Raw genomic sequence first — 18,521 nt, forward strand, 5'->3', positions numbered from 1 at the left:
GGCTAAATTTGGCTGTTGTAAAATCAAATCTTTTAAAGCAACTCTCAAACAACTATCCTAATTTTCTTAAAAAAGACCTTGAAAAATTTACAAATATAATTTTGCTAGAAATTAAAAGAGCTCTCAAAAGAGGTGACAGGGTAGAATTGAGAGGTTTTGGTGTCTTTTCCACTAAAATACAAAAAGCTAGAATATCAAGAAATCCTAAAACAGGTGAAAAAGTTAATACTCCTGAAAAAAAAACTATTCACTTTAAAATGTCTAAAGACTTATTTAAAAAATTAAATAATCATGAAGAATAAAACTATTTTTGTTGCATGTGACACATCAAATTTAGAAAAAATAAAAAAAATAATTTCTCAAACAAAAACAAATAAACTTAAAATCATTCCAAAATTTGGCATCCAATTCTATTACTCAAAACATGGAAGAAAATATTTAGAAAAAATTAAAAATGATTTTTGGTTAGATTTAAAAATTAATGATATTCCACAAACAGCTTTATCTGCAATTGATAGCTTAAAAGATTTAAAAAAATGTAAATATATTACTGTCCACGCGAATGGTGGGTTACAAATGTTGAGGGCAGTAAAAAAAAAAGCAAAAAAAATAAATAAAAATTTAAAAATATTATGTGTTACAGTTTTAACAAGCCTAAATAATAAATCTTTAAAAGAGATAGGCTACACTAAAAGTGTTAAACAATTAGTTCTTAAACAAATTGATCTTATAAAAAAATCTGGTTGTGATGGAATAGTTTGTTCAGCTCAAGAAGCCATGATGGTAAGAAAAAAAAATAAAAACTTATTAATTATAACCCCAGGAATAAGATTACCAGGAGATAGTTTAAATGATCAAAAAAGAATAATGACACCTCAAGATGCTTTTAGAAATCAAGTGTCAGGAATTGTTATAGGAAGATCTCTTACAAAAGGTAATATAAAAAATAATACAAGAAGACTTTTAGATCATCTTAATAAATGATTAAAGGTTCAAAAATTTGTGGGATAAAAGATCTTAGTACTTTAAACTTTATAATAAACTATCCATATCCTCCAAATTTTATTGGGTTTATTTGTAATTATCCAAAAAGCTCTAGATATGTATCAATTACTGATTTAAAAAAGTTGTTAAATGTAAAAAAAAACAAAAGTGAATTTGTTGCTGTTTTGGTAAAACCAAACAATCAAATATTAGAGGAAATAAAAAGTTTACCTTTTGATTATTATCAACTGTATGACTGCACACCAGATGAAATTAAATTTATTAAACAAAAATATAAAAAAAAAATTATTACTGCTTTTACAATAAAAAATAAATCTGATGTTGATAATTACAAATCATATTATGATGTTACAGATATTTATTTATTTGACAGTAAAGGATATGAAAAAAGTGAAAGATTTAACCATAATCTAATTAAAAATATTAAACTCAATAAAGAATTAATGTTAGCTGGAAATATAAAATATGATGATAATCTTAGAAATTATGAAAAAATCGCTAATTATTTAGATTTATCTGGAGGCCTAGAAACTTCTGGATTAAAAGATACATCCAAAATAGAAATTTTTTTAAATAATTTATATAAACTAAAAAAATGAAACTTAAAAAAAATATTCCTTTAATTGATCAACATGATCGTTATGGGTTTTGGGGAAGCAAATTTGGTGGGAGCTTTATTCCTGAGACTTTAAAGAAACCTATAGAAGATTTAACAAAAGAGTTTTCAAAACTAAGAAATAATAAAAAATTTTTAAAAAAAAGAGATTATTATTTCAAGAATTATATAGGATCACCTACATCATTTGTAAAATTAGAAAATTTGTCTAATCACTTAGGTGGTGCTCAAATATGGGCTAAGATTGTTTCTGAAGCTAATGGTGGAGCCCACAAAATATATAATGCAACTGTTCATGCTTTAATTTGTAAAGCCATGGGTAAAAAATATATCGTTGGAGATACAGGTGCAGGTTATGCTGGTAAAATGTTAAGTATGGCTGCAAAGAAATTTGGTCTAAAATGTAAAATTTTCATGGGTGCAAAGGACATCATTAGACAAAAGCCAAATTGTGATGCTATGAGAAAAAATGGTGCTGAAATAGTTCCTGTATATTCAGGTAGTCAAACCTTAGTCGATGCAGTCAGTGAGTGTATGAGATATTGGGTATCAAATTGTGACACTACACACATGTGTGTTGGAAGTACAGTTGGTCCAAATATATTTGTAAAAATTTGCGGATGGAGCACTGCACAAATTTCAAGAGAATTAAAAATACAAATTAAAAAAGAATTCAAAAAAATTCCGAAAAAAATTAAATTAATTAACTGTGTGGGAGGTGGAAGTTCAGCATATGGTTTTTGGAGTGAATTTATAGATTTTAAAAAATCACAAATAGAATTAGTTGGCGTAGAGGCTGGAGGTCCAAAAAAATCGAAACTCCATGCTGCTCCTTTAAGCAGAAATGCTAAAATTGGAATTTTACATGGCGCAGCTTCTTATGTTTGTCAAAACAATGAAGGTCAAATTAATGACACTGAATCAATTAGTGCTGGATTGGATTACCCAGGTGTCAGTCCAATACATTGTTTTTTAAAAGATACAAAAAGAGCCAGATACACTTATGCAACTGATGAGGAAGCACTAAAAGCACATGTGATGGTAACTAAATTTGAAAAACTTAATCCAAGTTTAGAACCTAGTCATGCATTTGCTGAGGCGATAAAAATTGCGCCAAAATTAAGCAAAGACACAATTATAATCGTTAACTCTTGTGGTGATGCTAAAAAAGATAGAGATATCTTAAAAGAGAGACTTGGTAAAAATTAATGAGTTCATTAATTAATAAGGCCTTCTCAGATGCAAAGAATGAAAAAAGGCCTGCTTTACTGACATATACTGTAGCTGGAGATAATACTAAAAAAAAATCTTTAGATATATTAAAATCGATCTCAAATTATGCAGATATTTGTGAATTAGGTTTTCCACACAACACTCCTATAGCTGATGGTGGACAAATACAAACAAGTGCTTATCGAGCAATTAAAAATGGTATTAAAATTCATGATGTATTTTCAATTGCAAAAAATTTTAAAAAAATAAAAAAAAATAAACCAATTATACTGATGGGCTACTACAATATGATCTATCAATACAATGAAAATAAATTTTTAGAAAAATGTAAAAAATCAAAAGTTGATGGTTTAATAGTCGTAGATTTGCCATATCCTGAAAATAAAAATTTTGCATCAAAGTGCAGAAAGAAAGGAATTAATTTTATTCAATTAGTTTCGCCAACAACTTCAAAGATAAGATTAAAAAAAATCATAAAAGATTCCCACGATATGATTTATTATATAAGCATGTTATCTACAACAGGTGGAAAGCTCAAAGTATCCCCAAAGAAAATATTAGAAAAATACAATAAAATAAAAAAACAAAATAAATTAAAAAATGTTGTTATAGGTTTTGGAATCACCGAAAAAACTATTAAATCTCTTAAAAAAGCTGATGGTTTGGTGGTTGGTAGTGCAATTTGTAAGGAAATCTCTAAATCAATTGAAAAGAGACAAAATGCTGTCACAAATGTTACTAATATCGTTAAAAGATTAAAAAATAAAATTTTATGAACTGGATAACAAAAATTATTAAAGCAGGTGAAAAAATTAAAACTGCTATACGTGAAAGAGCTACAAAAGAAGATATTGCAAAAAGTGATTGGACATCTTGTTGCAAGGGTCCAATTTTAAAAAAAGATTTAGAAGAAAACTTGTGGGTATGTCCAGATTGTAAACGTCATCATAGAATAAAACCACATCAAAGATTTGATATTTTGTTTGGAAAAAATAATTATGAGATTTTCAAAACTCCAATACCAAAAGACGATCCACTAAATTGGACAGATTCTAAATCTTACAAAGAAAGATTAAAAAGTGCTCGGAAAAAAACAGGATTAGAATGTGGAATGATGGTTGCCTCTGGAACTATAAATAATATTAAAATTACAGCTGTAGCTTCTGATTTTGATTTTTTAGGCGCTTCAATGGCAGCTGCAGAAGGTGAGGCTTTTTTATATGGAATACAACATGCAATAGAAAATCAAACACCTTTTTTATGTATTAGTGCAGGTGGAGGAATGAGAATGATGGAAAGTTTAATTTCATTATCTCAAATGACAAGAACAACTCTTGCAATTAATGAATTAAAGAAAAATAGTCTTCCATATTTAGTTTGTATCACTGATCCAACAGCAGGAGGTATTACTGCATCATATGCTATGTTAGGTGATATTCATATTGCAGAACCAGGAGCTTTAATTGCATTTGCAGGTGCACGAGTCATTCAAGGAACTGTTAAAGAAGAACTTCCTGAAGGTTTTCAAAAAAGTGAATATGTTGAAAAAACTGGTTTTGTTGATTTAATCGTTGAGCGAAAAGAACTTGCATCTAAAATAGGAACTTTATTATCAATATTGTTAAAGAAGAATTCTGATATAAGTGCTGAACAAAATGAAACTTCAGAAGATAGTCAGTCGCTTACAAGAGCTGCATCCTAAAGAAATAGATTTAAGTCTAGATCGTATTCAAATTCTATGCAAAAAATTAGGAAATCCTCAAGATAAAATCAAAGCAATTTCAATTATTGGTACTAATGGAAAATATTCAACCATCCAAGCAATGTTATCAATTTTAAAAGAAGCAAATTTCAAATGTAATGTCTATACAAGCCCACATATCAAAAGTATTAACGAAAGGTTTGTTTTTAGTAATGAAGAGTTGAATGATGAAGATTTAGCAAATTTACTTGAGGAAATTGAAAATGCTAACAATAATGAACCGATTACTTTTTTTGAAATACTTACTGCAGCTTATTTCTTAAAAGCATCTCAATACCCAGAAAATATCAATTTAATTGAGAGTGGATTATTTTTTAGATTTGATGCTACCAATATCTTGAAAAATAATCTTGCTAGTGTTTTAACGTCTATTGGCCTTGATCATTTAGATTGGTTGCCTGAAAATGATCAAAATGTTGAAAGAATTATTTTTGAAAAAACATCAAGTCTTTTAAAATCAAATATTATAGTAGCAAAACAAAGTACTAATCAAATCACGGATAATATTAAAAAAACAATATCAAATAATAGATCAAGTAAGGTTTTCCATAATGAAAATTATAGTTTTACAATGCAAGAAAATGACTTCTTTTATTATGAAGATCAATTTGGAGGAATAAAGTTACCTATGCCAAATGTTAAGGGTCAATTTCAATTAGAAAATGTGTCAACAGCTATTGCAACCCTAAGAACTTTGAAAGATTTGAATATTAAAGATGATCACATAAAAAAAGGTGTTTTAAAAATAAATAGTATTGCGAGATTACAAGAAATTAAATCTGGAAAACTTAAAGCACTTGTAAAAGATCACAAACTTTTTGTTGATGGATCTCACAACCCTTTGGGCGCAAAGGTTTTGAATGAATACTTGGAAAGTTTAGATTGTAATAAACATATCATTCTTGGAATGATGGCTAATAAAGATCATAATGAATATGTGAGTTTCTTTAAGAATATTGCTACATTGACTACAATAGATATACCCAATCAACCTAATTCAATTAAAGGAGAAGAGCTTAAAGATAAGCTAAATCACTTTTCAAATATAAATTATGAAGAAAGTATAGAGGACGCTATAAAGTCAATCCCAGTAAAAGAAAACGATATAATACTGATTACTGGGTCTTTATATCTCGCGGGTGAAGTTTTAAATTTAAATTAGATATTTTTATCTAAAAATTCTTTCATATGACTTTCGGGAACTCCACCAACTTTTCTATCTACTTCAACACCTTTTTTATAGATAATAACTGTTGGAACACCTCTGATCCCTGCTGCACTTCCAGTATTTATTCCACCATCCTCAACATCAGCATAATAAAAACCAGCCTTATCTTTATATTCATCAGATAATTTATCCATTACTGGTTTTAGTGCTTTACATGGACCACACCACTCAGCTGAAAACTGAATGACTGAAACATCTTCATTTTTAATTTTAGTATCAAAATCTTCGTCTTTAAAATTTGTAAGCATAAATCCTTTCTATTAATTAGAGCTTTAAAGTCAACTAGGCAATTTCATATTTTTTTTCTATAGACATAATAAATTCATTTATTTCATCTAATTTTTTTAGTTCTTCTTCATCATCCTTATTAGAAGCCTGGTCTCGCAAAGTATCAATTTCTTGATAAGCCATTCCAATAGTTTGCCATTTTTCTTTATTTTTACTTAGAATTCTTCTAGCAATTTCACTTTTTATATTTTTATATAAATCTGGTGGCAAAATATGTGGTGCTTCTTGATAAAGAATTTTTTGCCCAAACCAACTACATCTTTTATCTTGAAACTTATCCAACATTCTTAATTTATCTTCCCAAGAAGAGCTATGCCAAGTTTTAAACAATTGGGTATCTTTATTAGGAATAAATTTTTCATATAAAGTTTCCTCTGGTAATAAATCTTCTTGAGCGTGAGTTTGAGCTTTTTCTTCAGCTGCTTCTCTATTAATGATTTGAATATTTTTACAAAAATTTTCACTATTTCTAACCATTTTTGCTCTTTTTCGAATGGTCTCTAAATCCAAGTCTGTATACGCCTTTTCCTTTAATGCAAACTTTTTATCTAACACAACTGGAGCTTTGTTTGTTTTGATTACTCTAAATGCTTTTGGACTAAACTTTTTTAAATAAACTTTAAGATCATTTACTGATAAATTTAATAATGGTTCAGGATCTCTTCTTAAATCAAATAAATATCCCCAAGATGAGTAAGATGGATGAAAACAATGATCTGGATGTAATGTAGAGACAAGGTACATCATATTTTTTCCTTTAACATTTTCAAATATTGAATAAATCCCCTCACTTTTTAAAATAGTTTCAACGCTATTTTTTGTCGAAGTGCTTAAGAAATTTTCCCAATTATCTTTGTGTTTATCTTTTATAATTCTAAGAATTTTTAAGCTTGTGAACGCATCATGATATGCTGTGTGTTGTTGAGATGTATCAAATCCTTGTTGTCTAGCTAAACCTTCTAAAGCAAGACTTTCGTTGCCCGCCTCGGTTAATTCAGTCTTTAAAGTTTCAGGATTTAAAGTTTGAGCTACTCTTGCAACATGTAAACCATCATGTTCTTTATTGGGTGATGAGTGTGTAATATATGGATACCTGTTACCTTTAAAAAAATTAAAGTGAAACATCCTCCTATCAAAATTTAAGTTACTCCACCCCATAAACAACGCTGGTGCAGCTTTTGAAAAGAAGTTTTCAACGGCTCCTAAAAAATCATAATGCGAATAATTTCCTTTAGTAAGTAAATCAATACTTGTTGAATTGACTAATAAGGCCTTTGCACTTGGAACCTCGCCTTCAGGCATTCTGCCACGAATATTAAGCTTACCAATTTCTTTTAGGTTTTTATCGACAACTACAGCACCTACTTCAATTATTGAGCCCCAAATTGTGCTATTGGTTGTTTCTGTATCGTAAATTACTATTTTATCCATAAAATCCTAAATTAAATTTGATAACTCATTAAATTTTTTTAATCTCCCCAAAAACAAATTTTGATAAACAATTAAATCATGCCCTTGAATTTTAAACTCTTGGAATAATTTATCTACTGTGCAAACCAAAATTACACAAGAAGTGATATTGGAGTTATACACAATATTATGTGCTAATGAATATGCACCTGTTTGAAGAAGCCATGAATCTATATACTCAGCTTTTTTTGGTTTATTACTTTGTTTAAAATCAATGATTGTTTCTTTTCCTTCATACACTCCAACACAATCAGCAGTACCTGCATACTTCTCTGGGTAATAAAGAGTGCATTCAACTCCCCAAATTTCATCCAATCTATTTTTTAAACCTTTTTCTATAATTTCTTTAGCCATTAATTTGTGTTGTTCGTTATCCTCAAAAAAACTTAAATTCTCTCTTCCAAGTAAATAAGACTCTAAATAGTTGTGCATTTGAGATCCCCTGCTACTTGCTGCTTTTGTAATTGCTTCAGCTTCTTTTTGCCCAGTTCTTTCTCTCCAATTTGCCAATGCCGCTTTATCTTCTTCAGATCGAGTTGCATCTAAAATTGAAGTGACACTTGGTAATTTTGTTTCCCCCAATAAGTATCTTCTAATGCCATCAACTGTTGCTCTTGAAGATTTTGGATAATCATATTTTTGATTCCACTGCATGAGATTTCTTATAGACGTTATTACGGAAAAAAAGAAATTAATTTTTAAGCTGCCTATTTCGTTCAATAAATTTTTCCACGTTTTCAGTTTGTACAGCTTTCTCAACCTGCTCGGGATCTTTAATGTTTTCTAAAGTTCTTGAAATTGATCTTGCATCTGTTCCAAATTTATCAACAACTCCCATAGCATCTTCTAACTTTTTTCTAAGAACTATAATGTTGTCAAAATGTTTAGAAAATCTTGTACTGATTGTTTTCAAATGATTATAAATTTCTGTTGCTCCTTTTTGAACTTTCAATGATTGAAATCCCATATGTAAAGATTGTAAGTAAGCAGAAAGAGTATTAGGCCCACATATTACGACTTTATATTTTTTCATTAACTCTTGAGTTAACAATTCTTTTGTACTTGGATCTTGGTATTCAGTTAACTCTTTGTATAAGCTTTCTGTAGGAGCATACACAATTGCAAAATCAGTAGTTTTTGGTGGAACAATATATTTTTCATTAACGCTTTTAGCTTTTGCTTTAAACGCTGAGGCTAATTTTGCTCTAGCATCTGCAACAGCCCTTTTGTCTTCCGCGTCATGACCATCGGTAATTGCTTTGAATTTTTCTACTGGAAAATGACTATCAACAGGAACCAAAACATCTCCTTGAAGCTTAATTGCAAACTCAACATTTTCACTTGTGTCCTCTTTCATTTTTGCATTTGTCATGAATTGAGAAGCTGGCAGCAAATCTTTAATTAATGCATCTAAGCTAAATTCCGCAAGAGTTCCATACTTCTTAACCCCAGCTAAAATTTTTGTTATCCCCTCTTGGCTTTGATTTAATAATTGAACTTGCTGATTAAAATTTCCAACTTTTTCTTCTACCTTGGTTAAAGTTTCAGTCATATCTTTAGTAACCCCAGTTGATAGGTTGTTAAATGAAGTCGACATTGCACCAAGTGAGCTGTTGATCGTAGTATTTAAGGTATCTTTTAAACTTGAAATTTCTGATTTTAAATTAGCTATTTCTTCACCCTCTTTATTCTCGTTTTCCTGATTAGGCTTAGTTTTTAAATTTAGATAAAGAATAGCTAAAACACCCCCTAACAATAAAACTAGCAAAATTAATAATATAGTGTCCATGATTCTAATTCTTTTATTTTATAGTAAATATTTGATTAATGTATTTAAATATTTAAAAATACTTTATGGAACTAATTTTAGTATTAAAAATATTCTTCATTATTTGTGTTATTGTTGCGCTTTATGCAATTATTAGAAATCTTGATATTATCAAAATTATACTAATTTATTGGAAAGACTTAATTTTTAGAAAGTAATTTTAATATTTTTCTTAGGCCTGTTTTGTTATTTGATGACTTAGAAATCATCATACAAGCCTCTGATCTAAGTATCTCTCCATCCCTTAAAATACGTAGATTATTTGCTTTTAAAGTTTCCCCAGTAGACGTAATATCTGTAATTATCTCCGAAGAGCCTGTGAAAGGATAAGCTTCAGTTGCACCCAAACTATCAATTAATTTAAATTGGGTAACACCCTTTGAAAACAAAAATTGCCTTGTTAAATTTGGATATTTTGTTGCCACTCTTAATCTTTTCTTTTTCTTATCTTTAAATTCAAATGCAATTTCCTCTAAATCTGCAACGGTTTGTACATCTATCCAAGGATCTGGGATTGCCACTACCAATGTAGCTTTACCAAAATCATACTTTTTAATAACATTAATTTTCTTTTGAGTATTTATTTCACTCTCTTTCAATAAATCGAAGCCAGAAAAACCTATATCCAAAGATCCGTCTCCCAATCTTTCGATAATCTCTCTTGCATGAAGATATAAAATCTTAATATTTTTAAATTGTTTTATTGATCCTAAAAGATCTCTTTCTCCTCTTTCAGAAATGAGATTTAATTTTTTTTTTTTAAAAATGTTTAAAACATCTTTTCTAAGTCTGCCTTTGCTTGGGATTCCAATGTTTAAAATATTTTTTGTCATTAATAATTTAAATTTAAAGCAGCACCAACTGCTGGAGTTTTTTTTTTTGATCCTAAGTCAGAAATTAAACCATCATAACGACCACCATTTATTATATTTTTTAATGAGTTTTTAGATTTAATATCAATTTTAAAGACCATTCCGGTGTAATATTCTAGTTGCCTTCCAAAGGATGCTGAAAATACTACATTCAATTTTGAAACCTTGTTATTAGAAATTGGAAAAAATTTTTGATCTACAGCTAAATTTATTTTGTTTTTTTTAAAAAATTTATTTAACTCAATTGCTGCTTTATTTATGGGACATTTAATTTTTAAAAAATCTTTTATTATTTTTGAAACATTCTTTCCTTTACTAGCTCTTCTAGGATCTTTTATTTTCTGATCAAACCTTTTTAATATTTCATTAATTGTTCTTCCTGCAACAATATTTGAGAAATCTTCTTTAAACATTTTCACGTAACGCTTTTTATCTATTTCTACAATTGTCGGATCAACATCTGAATTAGTTTCTAATCTTTTTAATAAATCATTGAAATATTCCTCTCTCCAGAAGTGTCTGGATAATCTTAGTTTCCATCTCTTTGGAATATCTAATTTTGAAATTAATAAATTAAATATTTCAACATTTCCAATAGTGAGTGTTCCTGAAGAATATTTAATATTTTGAAGTGATTTAAGAGATGTATTTATAATTTCTTTATCATCATTTTTTTCATCCTTAGATCCCAAAATTTCAAATCCAATTTGATTTCTTATGATTGAGTCTTTTTTGTTTTGTGATTTTCGATAAGCTTGACCGCTATAAAAAATTTTTTCCTTGCCGTTTAAATTATTTTCTAAATATCTTAAACAAGATGCAATCGTTAAATCTGGTCTTAAGCATAACTCGCTTCCATTCTGATCAGTAAAAGAAAAAATAAATTTTCTAAAATTTTCTCCAGATCTTTGAACAATGTGATTAGCCTCGATTACTGAGGGTAAATCAATATATTTAAAACCCTTAGATTTTACTGATCTAAGGATATTTTCAGATAAGTTTTTTGACTTCATTAATTAAATTTTCTTTTGGAAATGTTTTATTGTTTTCACCCTTAACACCTTTAAGGCTTTTTATCGTGACTGTATTTTCATTAAATTCATTTTCACCACATATTATCGCAACATCTAACTCACGTTTATTTGCTAAGGTTAGTTGCTTACCTAAATTTTTCTTTATATCTAAAAATATTTCAGCATTGATATTATTATTTCTTAATAGATCTAAAATTTCATAGTAATTTTGAATATATTTTTCATCCATCACACAAACTAAAACTGGTTTTTGACTATCTACTTTTATTTGGTCTAATTGCATCAAAGCAAATAACAATCGATCAACTCCAAAACTAATTCCGGTACCTGGAATATCCACACCTTTAAATCTCGAGATTAATTTTGCATAAGCTCCTCCTGAACAAATACTACCTATATCGACCTCTTTACCCTTATTATTTGTAACTTTAAAATTAAGATTTGTTTCAATAATAAAATCTGAGTAATAAGCTAATCCCCTAACAATTGTAAAATTTGTTTTGACCTGATTTAAATTTGAACTGTAACCCAATACTTCAAATACTTGTTCTATTTCCTTTATACCTTCTTGAGACAATGAATTTTTTAATGTTTCTTTTAATTCTTTTAAATCTTTAATTTTTAGAAAATTAAGTATTTCGGAAGCTTGTTCGCCGTTTAAATCTGCACCCTTAGTGATTGCACCACTTATATCTTTTCTCTCTTTTTTAAGAAGATCTTCAACACCTTTTAAACCAAAACCTGGTTTATCTAATTTATCAATTGCCCTAATTACTTTTGCCTGCTTTTCTTCTGATATTTTTAAATCATCAATTAATCCTTGGACTATTTTTCTATTACTAACATTAATTGTAAATTGATCTTTTTTTAGACCACAATCTAACAAAGTACTTGATATTAAATTACAAAGCTCTGCATTTGCTTGAGCAGGATTAACATTTCCCACAATATCGAAATCTGCTTGCATGAATTCTCTGTATCTTCCGTTACCAGCCTTTTCATTTCTAAAGACATTTTGAATAGCGTACCTTTTAAAGATTGATGGAAGCTCCTGATTATTTTGAGCAACAAATCTAGCTAGTGGGCTTGAAAGATCATACCTAAGAGTAATACTTTTTTCTCCATCCTGAAATGAGAATACATCTGACATAGGATTAGTATCATCTTCTGCCAAAAAAGATCCTATATTTTCACTTATCTCAAACGAAGGGGTCTCCAGAGCCTCTGCTCCAAATTTAATAAAATTACTCTCAATAGCTTTTAAAAGCTTTTTTTTGAGAAGAAGTTTTTTATCCCAACGATCTTCAAATCCTGGAGGTAATCCAGGAATTAATTTTTTTTCTTTATTCATTTTTTGGTACCCGGGCTGAGAGTCGAACTCAAACTTAAAGTTCCACAAACTTCCGTGCTAACCATTACACCACCCGGGCTTATCCTCTATGTTTTTATCTTATTTTATGTGAATTTAAAATTATAATATAAATAAATAGCCTACTGGCTATGGAAACAGTTTCTGTGAGTACTTCTAAAAGTCTTTCTGTATGTAATATTTATATTCATGAGCAGTCTTTTAGACAAAAAAAATTAATATTCAAGCTCTAAATAGAAAAAGGACGTTTATCTATTTGATAAATAAAACGCCCTTTAAAATAATTTCTAAATTAGTCTATTTTTTTTAAATTAACTGCAGAAGGACCTTTGGGACCATCTTCTAAAGTGAATTCAAGTTTATCACCTTCATTGAGATATCTCATACCAGCAGCTTTTACCGCTGAGGCGTGAACAAAGGCATCTTTTTCTTTATCATCTCTTTCTATGAAGCCATATCCCTTTTTACCATTATACCATTTAATTTTTCCTTGTAGTGTACTCATCTTATTTCTTAGTCCTTTTGTTATTTATTATCTATTGAAGTTAATTTCTTTTACGATTATTTCAAGATGAAACTTTGTGGTGGTGGCTGAGGAAGGATTCGCACCTCCGACACAAGCCTTTTCAGGGCTCTGCTCTACTCCTGAGCTACTCAGCCTTATTTATCCCCTAAATATAATTCTTCCTTTAGTAAGATCGTAAGGTGTCATTTCAACTGTCACATTATCACCTTGGAGAACTCTAATTCTGTTTTTTCTTAACTTACCAGCTGTATGGGCAGTAACGGTATGTCCATTTTCTAATTTTACTCTAAACATAGCGTTAGGAAGTAGGTCTATCACCGTACCTTTAAATTCCAGTAAGTCTTGTTTTGACAAATTTATTTTCTCCTAATTCGTTTTACTACAGATTGAGCGTGTCCAACCAACCCTTCGTAATTTGCAAGTGTTATAACTGATGGTCCAAGACTTTCAATACCCTTTTTTGATAAGTTTATGTATGAAATCCTTTTATAAAATTCATTTACACTTATACCGCTTGAGTATTTTGCAGAACCATTAGTTGGTAATACATGGTTTGATCCAACATTATAATCAGTCATTGCCATCACTGCATATTTTCCTAAACATATTGATCCTGAATTTTTAATTTTTGGAACTAACGATTTATAATTTTTAATATTTAATTCTAAATGTTCTGGTGCAATTTTATTTACAACACTTGTTATTTTAGCATCTGAAGAAATATACATAAGAATTCCATTGTTAATCAAACTTCTTCTTGCAACAGAAGCTCTTGGAATTTCTTTTAATTGTTTAGTAATTTCAATTTTTATTTTATCTAGCAAATTTTTATCTTTTGAAATCAAAATACATTGTGCAAGAATATCATGTTCAGCTTGTCCAATTAAATCACTTGCAACCCACTCAGGATTTGAAAATTTGTCACAAACAACAGTCACTTCTGAGGGACCTGCAGTCATACCTTCAATTCCAACAACACCAAAAACTTCTTTTTTTGCTGCTGCAACATATGCGTTTCCTGGTCCAACTATTTTATGAACTTTTTTAATTTTTTTAGTCCCATAGGATACTGCTGCAATAGCTGAAGGACCCCCGATTGAATAGATTTCTTTTATTTTGCATTTTTTTGCTGCATATAATACGGCTGGATTTTGTTTTCCTTTATGGCCTGGATTAATCATAACTATTCTCTTAACACCTGCTACAATTGCTGGGATAGCATTCATCAATACACTGGATGGGTATGAGGCAGTAGAACCAGGAACATAAATTGCCACAGACTCTAAAGGTACATATTTATATTCAAGTTTGTTTTTTAATTTATCTTTATAAGAAATATTTTTAAATTTTTGAAGTGAATGAAATTTATAAATTCTATTATAAGCCGTATCAATTGCTTTCTTTACTTTTTTATCAAGTGAATTTATAGATTTTTTTATTTGTTTTGAGCTTGGAATAATTATGTTGTTTTTGTTAAATCTTTTCTCGTATTTTAATAATGCTTTATCTCCATTTTTTTTAACATCTTTAATAATATTTGTTACAGAAACAGAGTTTGATTGAATTTTTTTTTTTCTTTGTAAAAGCAAATTATCTAATAATTTATCAAAATTTTTACTTTTACTATTTAATATCTTCATAGCTATTTAATTTCACTTTGATCCTCTAATCTTGCTTCAATTGTTTCTGTAGTTAAAGCAATATGAGAATTATTATTAAAAATAAGATTTATTTCATAAACATCATTATTTTTCAAATAATCTATACCTACTAATTCTAAAATCGCTCCTTGTTTTGTTTGATCTATGTTCTTAGATCTTACTTTATCAACAAAATCAAACCTCAAGATACTATTAACTTTTTTATCCTCATTTTCATTTTCGACTTTAACTCTCTCAATTGACAATAAAAATACTTTATTAAATGCAAGGTACTTAATATCTGAAATTTTAACTTTAGCTGCTGAACTGCAAGCTGAAATCATCTGTAATCCCTCTTGATCACTTGCAATTATTTTGGCTAAATATTTCACTTTTTAAATCTTTTAATTTTAACACCAATTTTTTTTAGTTTATTTTCAAAATTTTCGTAACCTCGGTCACAATGATAAACCCTCGTCACTATTGTGTTGCCTTTTGAAACGATACCAGCAAGCACTAAAGCAGCCGATGCTCTTAAATCACTTGACATTATTTCTGCTGCTATAAAGTTTGTATTACCTTCTATCTTTGCGGTTCTGTTTTTTATAGTTATTTTGGCTCCAAGTCGCTGAAGCTCCATTGCATGTAAAAATCTACCTTGAAATATATTTTCTGTAATTGAGCTTATACCACTAGCCTTACAAAGAAGGACCATAAATTGAGGGGCAAGATCTGTAGGAAATCCAGGGTACTCCTTGGTGGTAATATTTCTTATACTTTTTATTTTTTCTGGTCCTTTGACATGAATGCTATTTTTGAATAATTTAATTTTTGCTCCAACTTTTTTTAATATATTTAATTCAGTTTTAATTAACTTTGGATCAAAATTCTTAATTAATAAATCTCCTTTTGCTAGTGTAGCTGCAACACAAAAAGTTCCAGTTTCAATTCTATCACCCATTACTGAATATTTTGTTTCTTTTAGAGAATTTACACCAATGATTTGACAGGTTCTTTTACCAATCCATTTAATTTTAGCGCCTGCAGAAATTAAAAAATTTGTTAAATCTAAAATTTCTGGTTCGCATGCTAAGTTATACAACAAAGTTTTACCTTTTGCCAAAACTGAGCTCATTATTAATTGCTGACTAGCACCTACGCTAATTTTTGAAAACTTAATCTTATTACCTTTTAATTTACCATTAGATTTAGCATGTATATATCCTTTTTTTATTTCATATTTCATTCCAAGTTTTTTTAAGGCCTCCAAATGTAAATTAATTGGTCTACCAGAATTACCATTCAAAACACATCCACCAGGAAAACTGGAGATAGACTTATGATATTTGGCAACTAACGGTCCAAGCACGAGTATTCCTGCTCTCATTGTTTTCACAATTGAATAAGATGCAAACTGCTTTTGCTTTTTCGTCTTTGTAATTTTTACTATTTTTTTATTGTTTAAAAATTGAACTTTTGATCCAAGAGATTTTAATAAGTTCAGCATTGTATCGATATCTCTTACTCTAGGTAAGTTTTCGATTATTACAGGTTTATCAAACAAGAGTGTTGCAGCAAGTATTGGTAAAGCAGCGTTTTTAGCGCCTGAAATCGAAACTTCACCTCTCATCACTCGACAAGGACCAGTGATAGAAAATTTATCCATAAATTATTTTGATTTTGCTAAAGTAATTCCCGTTTGACCTTGATACTTTCCATCTCTGTCAGCATAAGAAACTTCTGGCTGTTCTCCTTGAAAAAAAAGAATTTGGGCTGCACCACTATTTGCATAAAGCCTAATACTATTTGAAGTATGATTTGAGAATTCTAAAACTAAAACACCTTCCCAACCTGCCTCTAATACCGTTGGTGGAACACCTAAACCGCACCTTGCATAAGTTGATTTTGCTGTCACAAGACCAGTAACATTTCTTGGCATTTTAAAATATTCAAGACTTGCAGCAAGTGCAAAGCTATTGGGTGGGATTAAAATAGACTTTTCATCTTTTACTGTAATAAAGTTATCCTCACTGAAATTTTTTGGATCCGCTGTAGCTCCTTTAATATTTGTAAAAATTTTAAATTCAGATCCACAACGAAGATCATAACCAAATGGATTAACACCATGACTAATTCCATTAGCAACACTTTTATTCACAAAAGGACTAATCATTTCATCTTCCTCTGCTAATTTTATTATTTGCTTATCGTTTAGTATCATTTTTCTTTTTATTCTTTTTTTGAAAAAGCTTTCTTTTCTTTAAATTTTTTCTAAGCGCTAAGCTTAAACGCTCATTTTTATCTTTAGAACTCATTCTTTATTCGGGTTAGTAAGGAAATCTAAAGAAATTGGTTTGTTGGGATCTAATGCAGGTGTTTTTTCCTCTTTTTTTTGGGGGCCTTCTTTAGCTAAACGTTTAGCTTTTTTTTCTGCAAGCTTTTTTTCTCTTTTAGCTTGCTTTTCCATAAGCTTATTACCTTTAGTTGATTTGTAATCGTAATGAATTCCCATAACATTTATTTCAAACAGATATAAATCAAAATTATCAAAAAATTAAGGCAATAATTTGTAAAAAATGCTTTATTATCAATAAATTATAAAAACTTTTTATCGCCCCCATAGTTAAACGGTATAACGTGTCCATGGTAAGGATAAATTTCAAGTTCGATTCTTGGTGGGGGCACCAAACTATTTGTTATAAAAAAATTTTCTTATTATTACTGTAATTAATACCAAAAACAAAAAAGCAATTATAGGAACATAAATATCTGGAGATGAAATTAAAGCACCAAATTCAGGAGCCTCTTCATTTTGATCAATAATTTTTTCTAGCCCGCTACCAAGAGAAACCCAAATAAATACTTGGGGCACGATACCAACCAAGGTTGCAAAGAAAAAATTAATTGCTTTGACATTAAAAATACAAGGTAAAATATTAGAAATAGCAAATGGTATTCCACCTACAAAACGATAAATTAATAAATAATTAAATTCTGACTTTTTGAATTTTTCTTCTAGATTTTTATACCTATCAAGAAATTTTTCTTTTATAATATCTTTTAAAAAAAAATTAGCAAACAAATATACACCTGTTGCTCCAATAGACATACCTAGAACAACAAGAGACACACCAATCCATTTTCCAAAAACGAAACCTGCAAAAAGAGCTATTGGAGTAGCAAACCCTGAAGCAAGAGTCCAAATAACACAGAATAAAAAAAATAAAAAACCTATTAAAAATATATTTGCCTCACGGAGTTCAAAAAAATAATCTCTATTATTTTTAATAAAATCATAACTAGTTAGTTCTTCTAGGGAAAACTTAGTAAAGAAAAAATATAAAAATAATAAAACAGCTGAAACATAGAATAAAGCAATAAAAATTTTGATTTTTTTTGTTTTTTCCATAAATATTAATAATAAAATTTAAATCTTCTAATTGCTATTTATAAATTAAGTTAATATAAAGAGCCAAATTTTAACAATAATTTAATCGAATTACACTTATGAAAAGAACCTATCAACCCTCAAACAAAAAAAGAGCTCGTAAACACGGCTTCAGATCAAAGATGAAAACCAAAGGTGGTAAAAAACTTTTGGCTAGAAGAAGAGCAAGAGGAAGAAAATCACTAACAGTTTCTGTATAGAA

At 29.1% G+C, this 18,521-nt stretch carries 23 protein-coding genes and 3 tRNA genes; 9 read left to right on the forward strand and 17 right to left on the reverse strand.

What is annotated here, in order from left to right:
* Positions 1-8: 8 nt before the first annotated feature.
* The 7 genes from ACTT9L_RS04965 to ACTT9L_RS04995 are packed head-to-tail and all read left to right on the forward strand — an operon-like array spanning position 9 to position 5,778.
* Positions 9-302: an HU family DNA-binding protein gene (locus ACTT9L_RS04965; protein ID WP_440928219.1), complete on the forward strand. Its 294-nt coding sequence runs from the start codon at positions 9-11 to the stop codon at positions 300-302.
* Positions 292-984 (forward strand): orotidine-5'-phosphate decarboxylase, encoded by a 693-nt coding sequence (gene pyrF, locus ACTT9L_RS04970; RefSeq protein ID WP_440928220.1) that lies wholly within the window; start codon positions 292-294, stop codon positions 982-984. Before ACTT9L_RS04965 ends, pyrF begins: the two co-directional genes overlap by 11 nt.
* The gene (locus tag ACTT9L_RS04975) at positions 981-1,604 is read left to right on the forward strand and encodes a phosphoribosylanthranilate isomerase (RefSeq protein ID WP_440928221.1); all 624 of its coding nucleotides are present in this window, start codon (positions 981-983) and stop codon (positions 1,602-1,604) included. Before pyrF ends, ACTT9L_RS04975 begins: the two co-directional genes overlap by 4 nt.
* Complete coding sequence (locus ACTT9L_RS04980; protein WP_440928222.1) at positions 1,601-2,830, forward strand: tryptophan synthase subunit beta; 1,230 nt, start codon at positions 1,601-1,603, stop codon at positions 2,828-2,830. The genes ACTT9L_RS04975 and ACTT9L_RS04980 overlap by 4 nt, the downstream gene beginning before the upstream one ends.
* On the forward strand, positions 2,830-3,630 hold the full coding sequence (gene trpA / locus ACTT9L_RS04985) for a tryptophan synthase subunit alpha (protein WP_440928223.1): 801 nt from the start codon (positions 2,830-2,832) through the stop codon (positions 3,628-3,630). The genes ACTT9L_RS04980 and trpA overlap by 1 nt, the downstream gene beginning before the upstream one ends.
* The gene (locus tag ACTT9L_RS04990; protein WP_440928224.1) at positions 3,627-4,556 is read left to right on the forward strand and encodes an acetyl-CoA carboxylase carboxyltransferase subunit beta; all 930 of its coding nucleotides are present in this window, start codon (positions 3,627-3,629) and stop codon (positions 4,554-4,556) included. The genes trpA and ACTT9L_RS04990 overlap by 4 nt, the downstream gene beginning before the upstream one ends.
* Positions 4,510-5,778 (forward strand): bifunctional folylpolyglutamate synthase/dihydrofolate synthase, encoded by a 1,269-nt coding sequence (locus ACTT9L_RS04995; protein WP_440928225.1) that lies wholly within the window; start codon positions 4,510-4,512, stop codon positions 5,776-5,778. Before ACTT9L_RS04990 ends, ACTT9L_RS04995 begins: the two co-directional genes overlap by 47 nt.
* Here the strand turns inward: ACTT9L_RS04995 and ACTT9L_RS05000 are convergent.
* The 16 genes from ACTT9L_RS05000 to ACTT9L_RS05075 form a co-directional block, all read right to left on the reverse strand.
* Entirely contained in the window at positions 5,775-6,092 is a 318-nt protein-coding gene (locus tag ACTT9L_RS05000) for a thioredoxin family protein (RefSeq protein WP_075504453.1), read from the reverse strand. The genes ACTT9L_RS04995 and ACTT9L_RS05000 overlap by 4 nt on opposite strands.
* A gap of 34 nt (positions 6,093-6,126) precedes the next feature.
* On the reverse strand, positions 6,127-7,563 hold the full coding sequence (locus tag ACTT9L_RS05005) for an exonuclease domain-containing protein (protein WP_440928226.1): 1,437 nt from the start codon (positions 7,561-7,563) through the stop codon (positions 6,127-6,129).
* 6 nt (positions 7,564-7,569) lie between these two features.
* A complete protein-coding gene (locus tag ACTT9L_RS05010; protein ID WP_440928227.1) occupies positions 7,570-8,256 on the reverse strand; it encodes a hypothetical protein in 687 nt (228 codons plus the stop codon).
* A 37-nt stretch (positions 8,257-8,293) separates the two neighbouring features.
* Positions 8,294-9,391: a DNA recombination protein RmuC gene (locus ACTT9L_RS05015; protein ID WP_440928228.1), complete on the reverse strand. Its 1,098-nt coding sequence runs from the start codon at positions 9,389-9,391 to the stop codon at positions 8,294-8,296.
* A 179-nt stretch (positions 9,392-9,570) separates the two neighbouring features.
* On the reverse strand, positions 9,571-10,263 hold the full coding sequence (hisG, locus tag ACTT9L_RS05020; protein ID WP_440928229.1) for an ATP phosphoribosyltransferase: 693 nt from the start codon (positions 10,261-10,263) through the stop codon (positions 9,571-9,573).
* On the reverse strand, positions 10,263-11,315 hold the full coding sequence (locus ACTT9L_RS05025) for an ATP phosphoribosyltransferase regulatory subunit (protein ID WP_440928230.1): 1,053 nt from the start codon (positions 11,313-11,315) through the stop codon (positions 10,263-10,265). Before ACTT9L_RS05025 ends, hisG begins: the two co-directional genes overlap by 1 nt.
* Positions 11,293-12,687 (reverse strand): histidine--tRNA ligase, encoded by a 1,395-nt coding sequence (hisS, locus tag ACTT9L_RS05030; protein ID WP_440928231.1) that lies wholly within the window; start codon positions 12,685-12,687, stop codon positions 11,293-11,295. The genes ACTT9L_RS05025 and hisS overlap by 23 nt, the downstream gene beginning before the upstream one ends.
* Before the next feature lie 4 nt (positions 12,688-12,691).
* A tRNA-His gene (locus tag ACTT9L_RS05035) sits at positions 12,692-12,766 on the reverse strand.
* Between the two features lie 231 nt (positions 12,767-12,997).
* Positions 12,998-13,210 carry a cold-shock protein gene (locus ACTT9L_RS05040; RefSeq protein ID WP_023854396.1) on the reverse strand — a complete coding sequence of 71 codons (213 nt, stop codon included), beginning with the start codon at positions 13,208-13,210 and terminating at the stop codon, positions 12,998-13,000.
* An 80-nt stretch (positions 13,211-13,290) separates the two neighbouring features.
* Positions 13,291-13,365 (reverse strand) — tRNA-Phe (locus ACTT9L_RS05045).
* Between the two features lie 4 nt (positions 13,366-13,369).
* The gene (gene infA, locus ACTT9L_RS05050; RefSeq protein WP_023854397.1) at positions 13,370-13,585 is read right to left on the reverse strand and encodes a translation initiation factor IF-1; all 216 of its coding nucleotides are present in this window, start codon (positions 13,583-13,585) and stop codon (positions 13,370-13,372) included.
* Positions 13,586-13,587: 2 nt separating this feature from the next.
* On the reverse strand, positions 13,588-14,871 hold the full coding sequence (gene hisD / locus ACTT9L_RS05055; protein WP_440928232.1) for a histidinol dehydrogenase: 1,284 nt from the start codon (positions 14,869-14,871) through the stop codon (positions 13,588-13,590).
* 2 nt (positions 14,872-14,873) lie between these two features.
* Positions 14,874-15,263 (reverse strand): DUF2948 family protein, encoded by a 390-nt coding sequence (locus ACTT9L_RS05060; protein WP_440928233.1) that lies wholly within the window; start codon positions 15,261-15,263, stop codon positions 14,874-14,876.
* Positions 15,260-16,537, reverse strand: a complete 1,278-nt coding sequence (murA, locus tag ACTT9L_RS05065; RefSeq protein ID WP_440928234.1) for a UDP-N-acetylglucosamine 1-carboxyvinyltransferase — start codon at positions 16,535-16,537, stop codon at positions 15,260-15,262. The genes ACTT9L_RS05060 and murA overlap by 4 nt, the downstream gene beginning before the upstream one ends.
* A gap of 3 nt (positions 16,538-16,540) precedes the next feature.
* A complete protein-coding gene (dcd, locus tag ACTT9L_RS05070) occupies positions 16,541-17,092 on the reverse strand; it encodes a dCTP deaminase (RefSeq protein WP_440928235.1) in 552 nt (183 codons plus the stop codon).
* Between the two features lie 90 nt (positions 17,093-17,182).
* The gene (locus tag ACTT9L_RS05075) at positions 17,183-17,383 is read right to left on the reverse strand and encodes a hypothetical protein (protein WP_440928236.1); all 201 of its coding nucleotides are present in this window, start codon (positions 17,381-17,383) and stop codon (positions 17,183-17,185) included.
* Positions 17,384-17,484: 101 nt separating this feature from the next.
* Between ACTT9L_RS05075 and ACTT9L_RS05080 the strand changes: the two genes are divergently transcribed.
* Positions 17,485-17,558, forward strand: a tRNA-Thr gene (locus tag ACTT9L_RS05080).
* Between the two features lie 2 nt (positions 17,559-17,560).
* Here ACTT9L_RS05080 and ACTT9L_RS05085 read toward each other — a convergent pair.
* Positions 17,561-18,280, reverse strand: a complete 720-nt coding sequence (locus ACTT9L_RS05085; protein ID WP_440928237.1) for a TVP38/TMEM64 family protein — start codon at positions 18,278-18,280, stop codon at positions 17,561-17,563.
* A 98-nt stretch (positions 18,281-18,378) separates the two neighbouring features.
* Between ACTT9L_RS05085 and rpmH the strand changes: the two genes are divergently transcribed.
* Complete coding sequence (gene rpmH, locus ACTT9L_RS05090; protein WP_023854404.1) at positions 18,379-18,519, forward strand: 50S ribosomal protein L34; 141 nt, start codon at positions 18,379-18,381, stop codon at positions 18,517-18,519.
* The last annotated feature ends 2 nt before the right edge of the window (positions 18,520-18,521 follow it).

It is taken from the genome of Candidatus Pelagibacter sp. (assembly GCF_052049675.1).
GTDB lineage: Bacteria > Pseudomonadota > Alphaproteobacteria > Pelagibacterales > Pelagibacteraceae > Pelagibacter.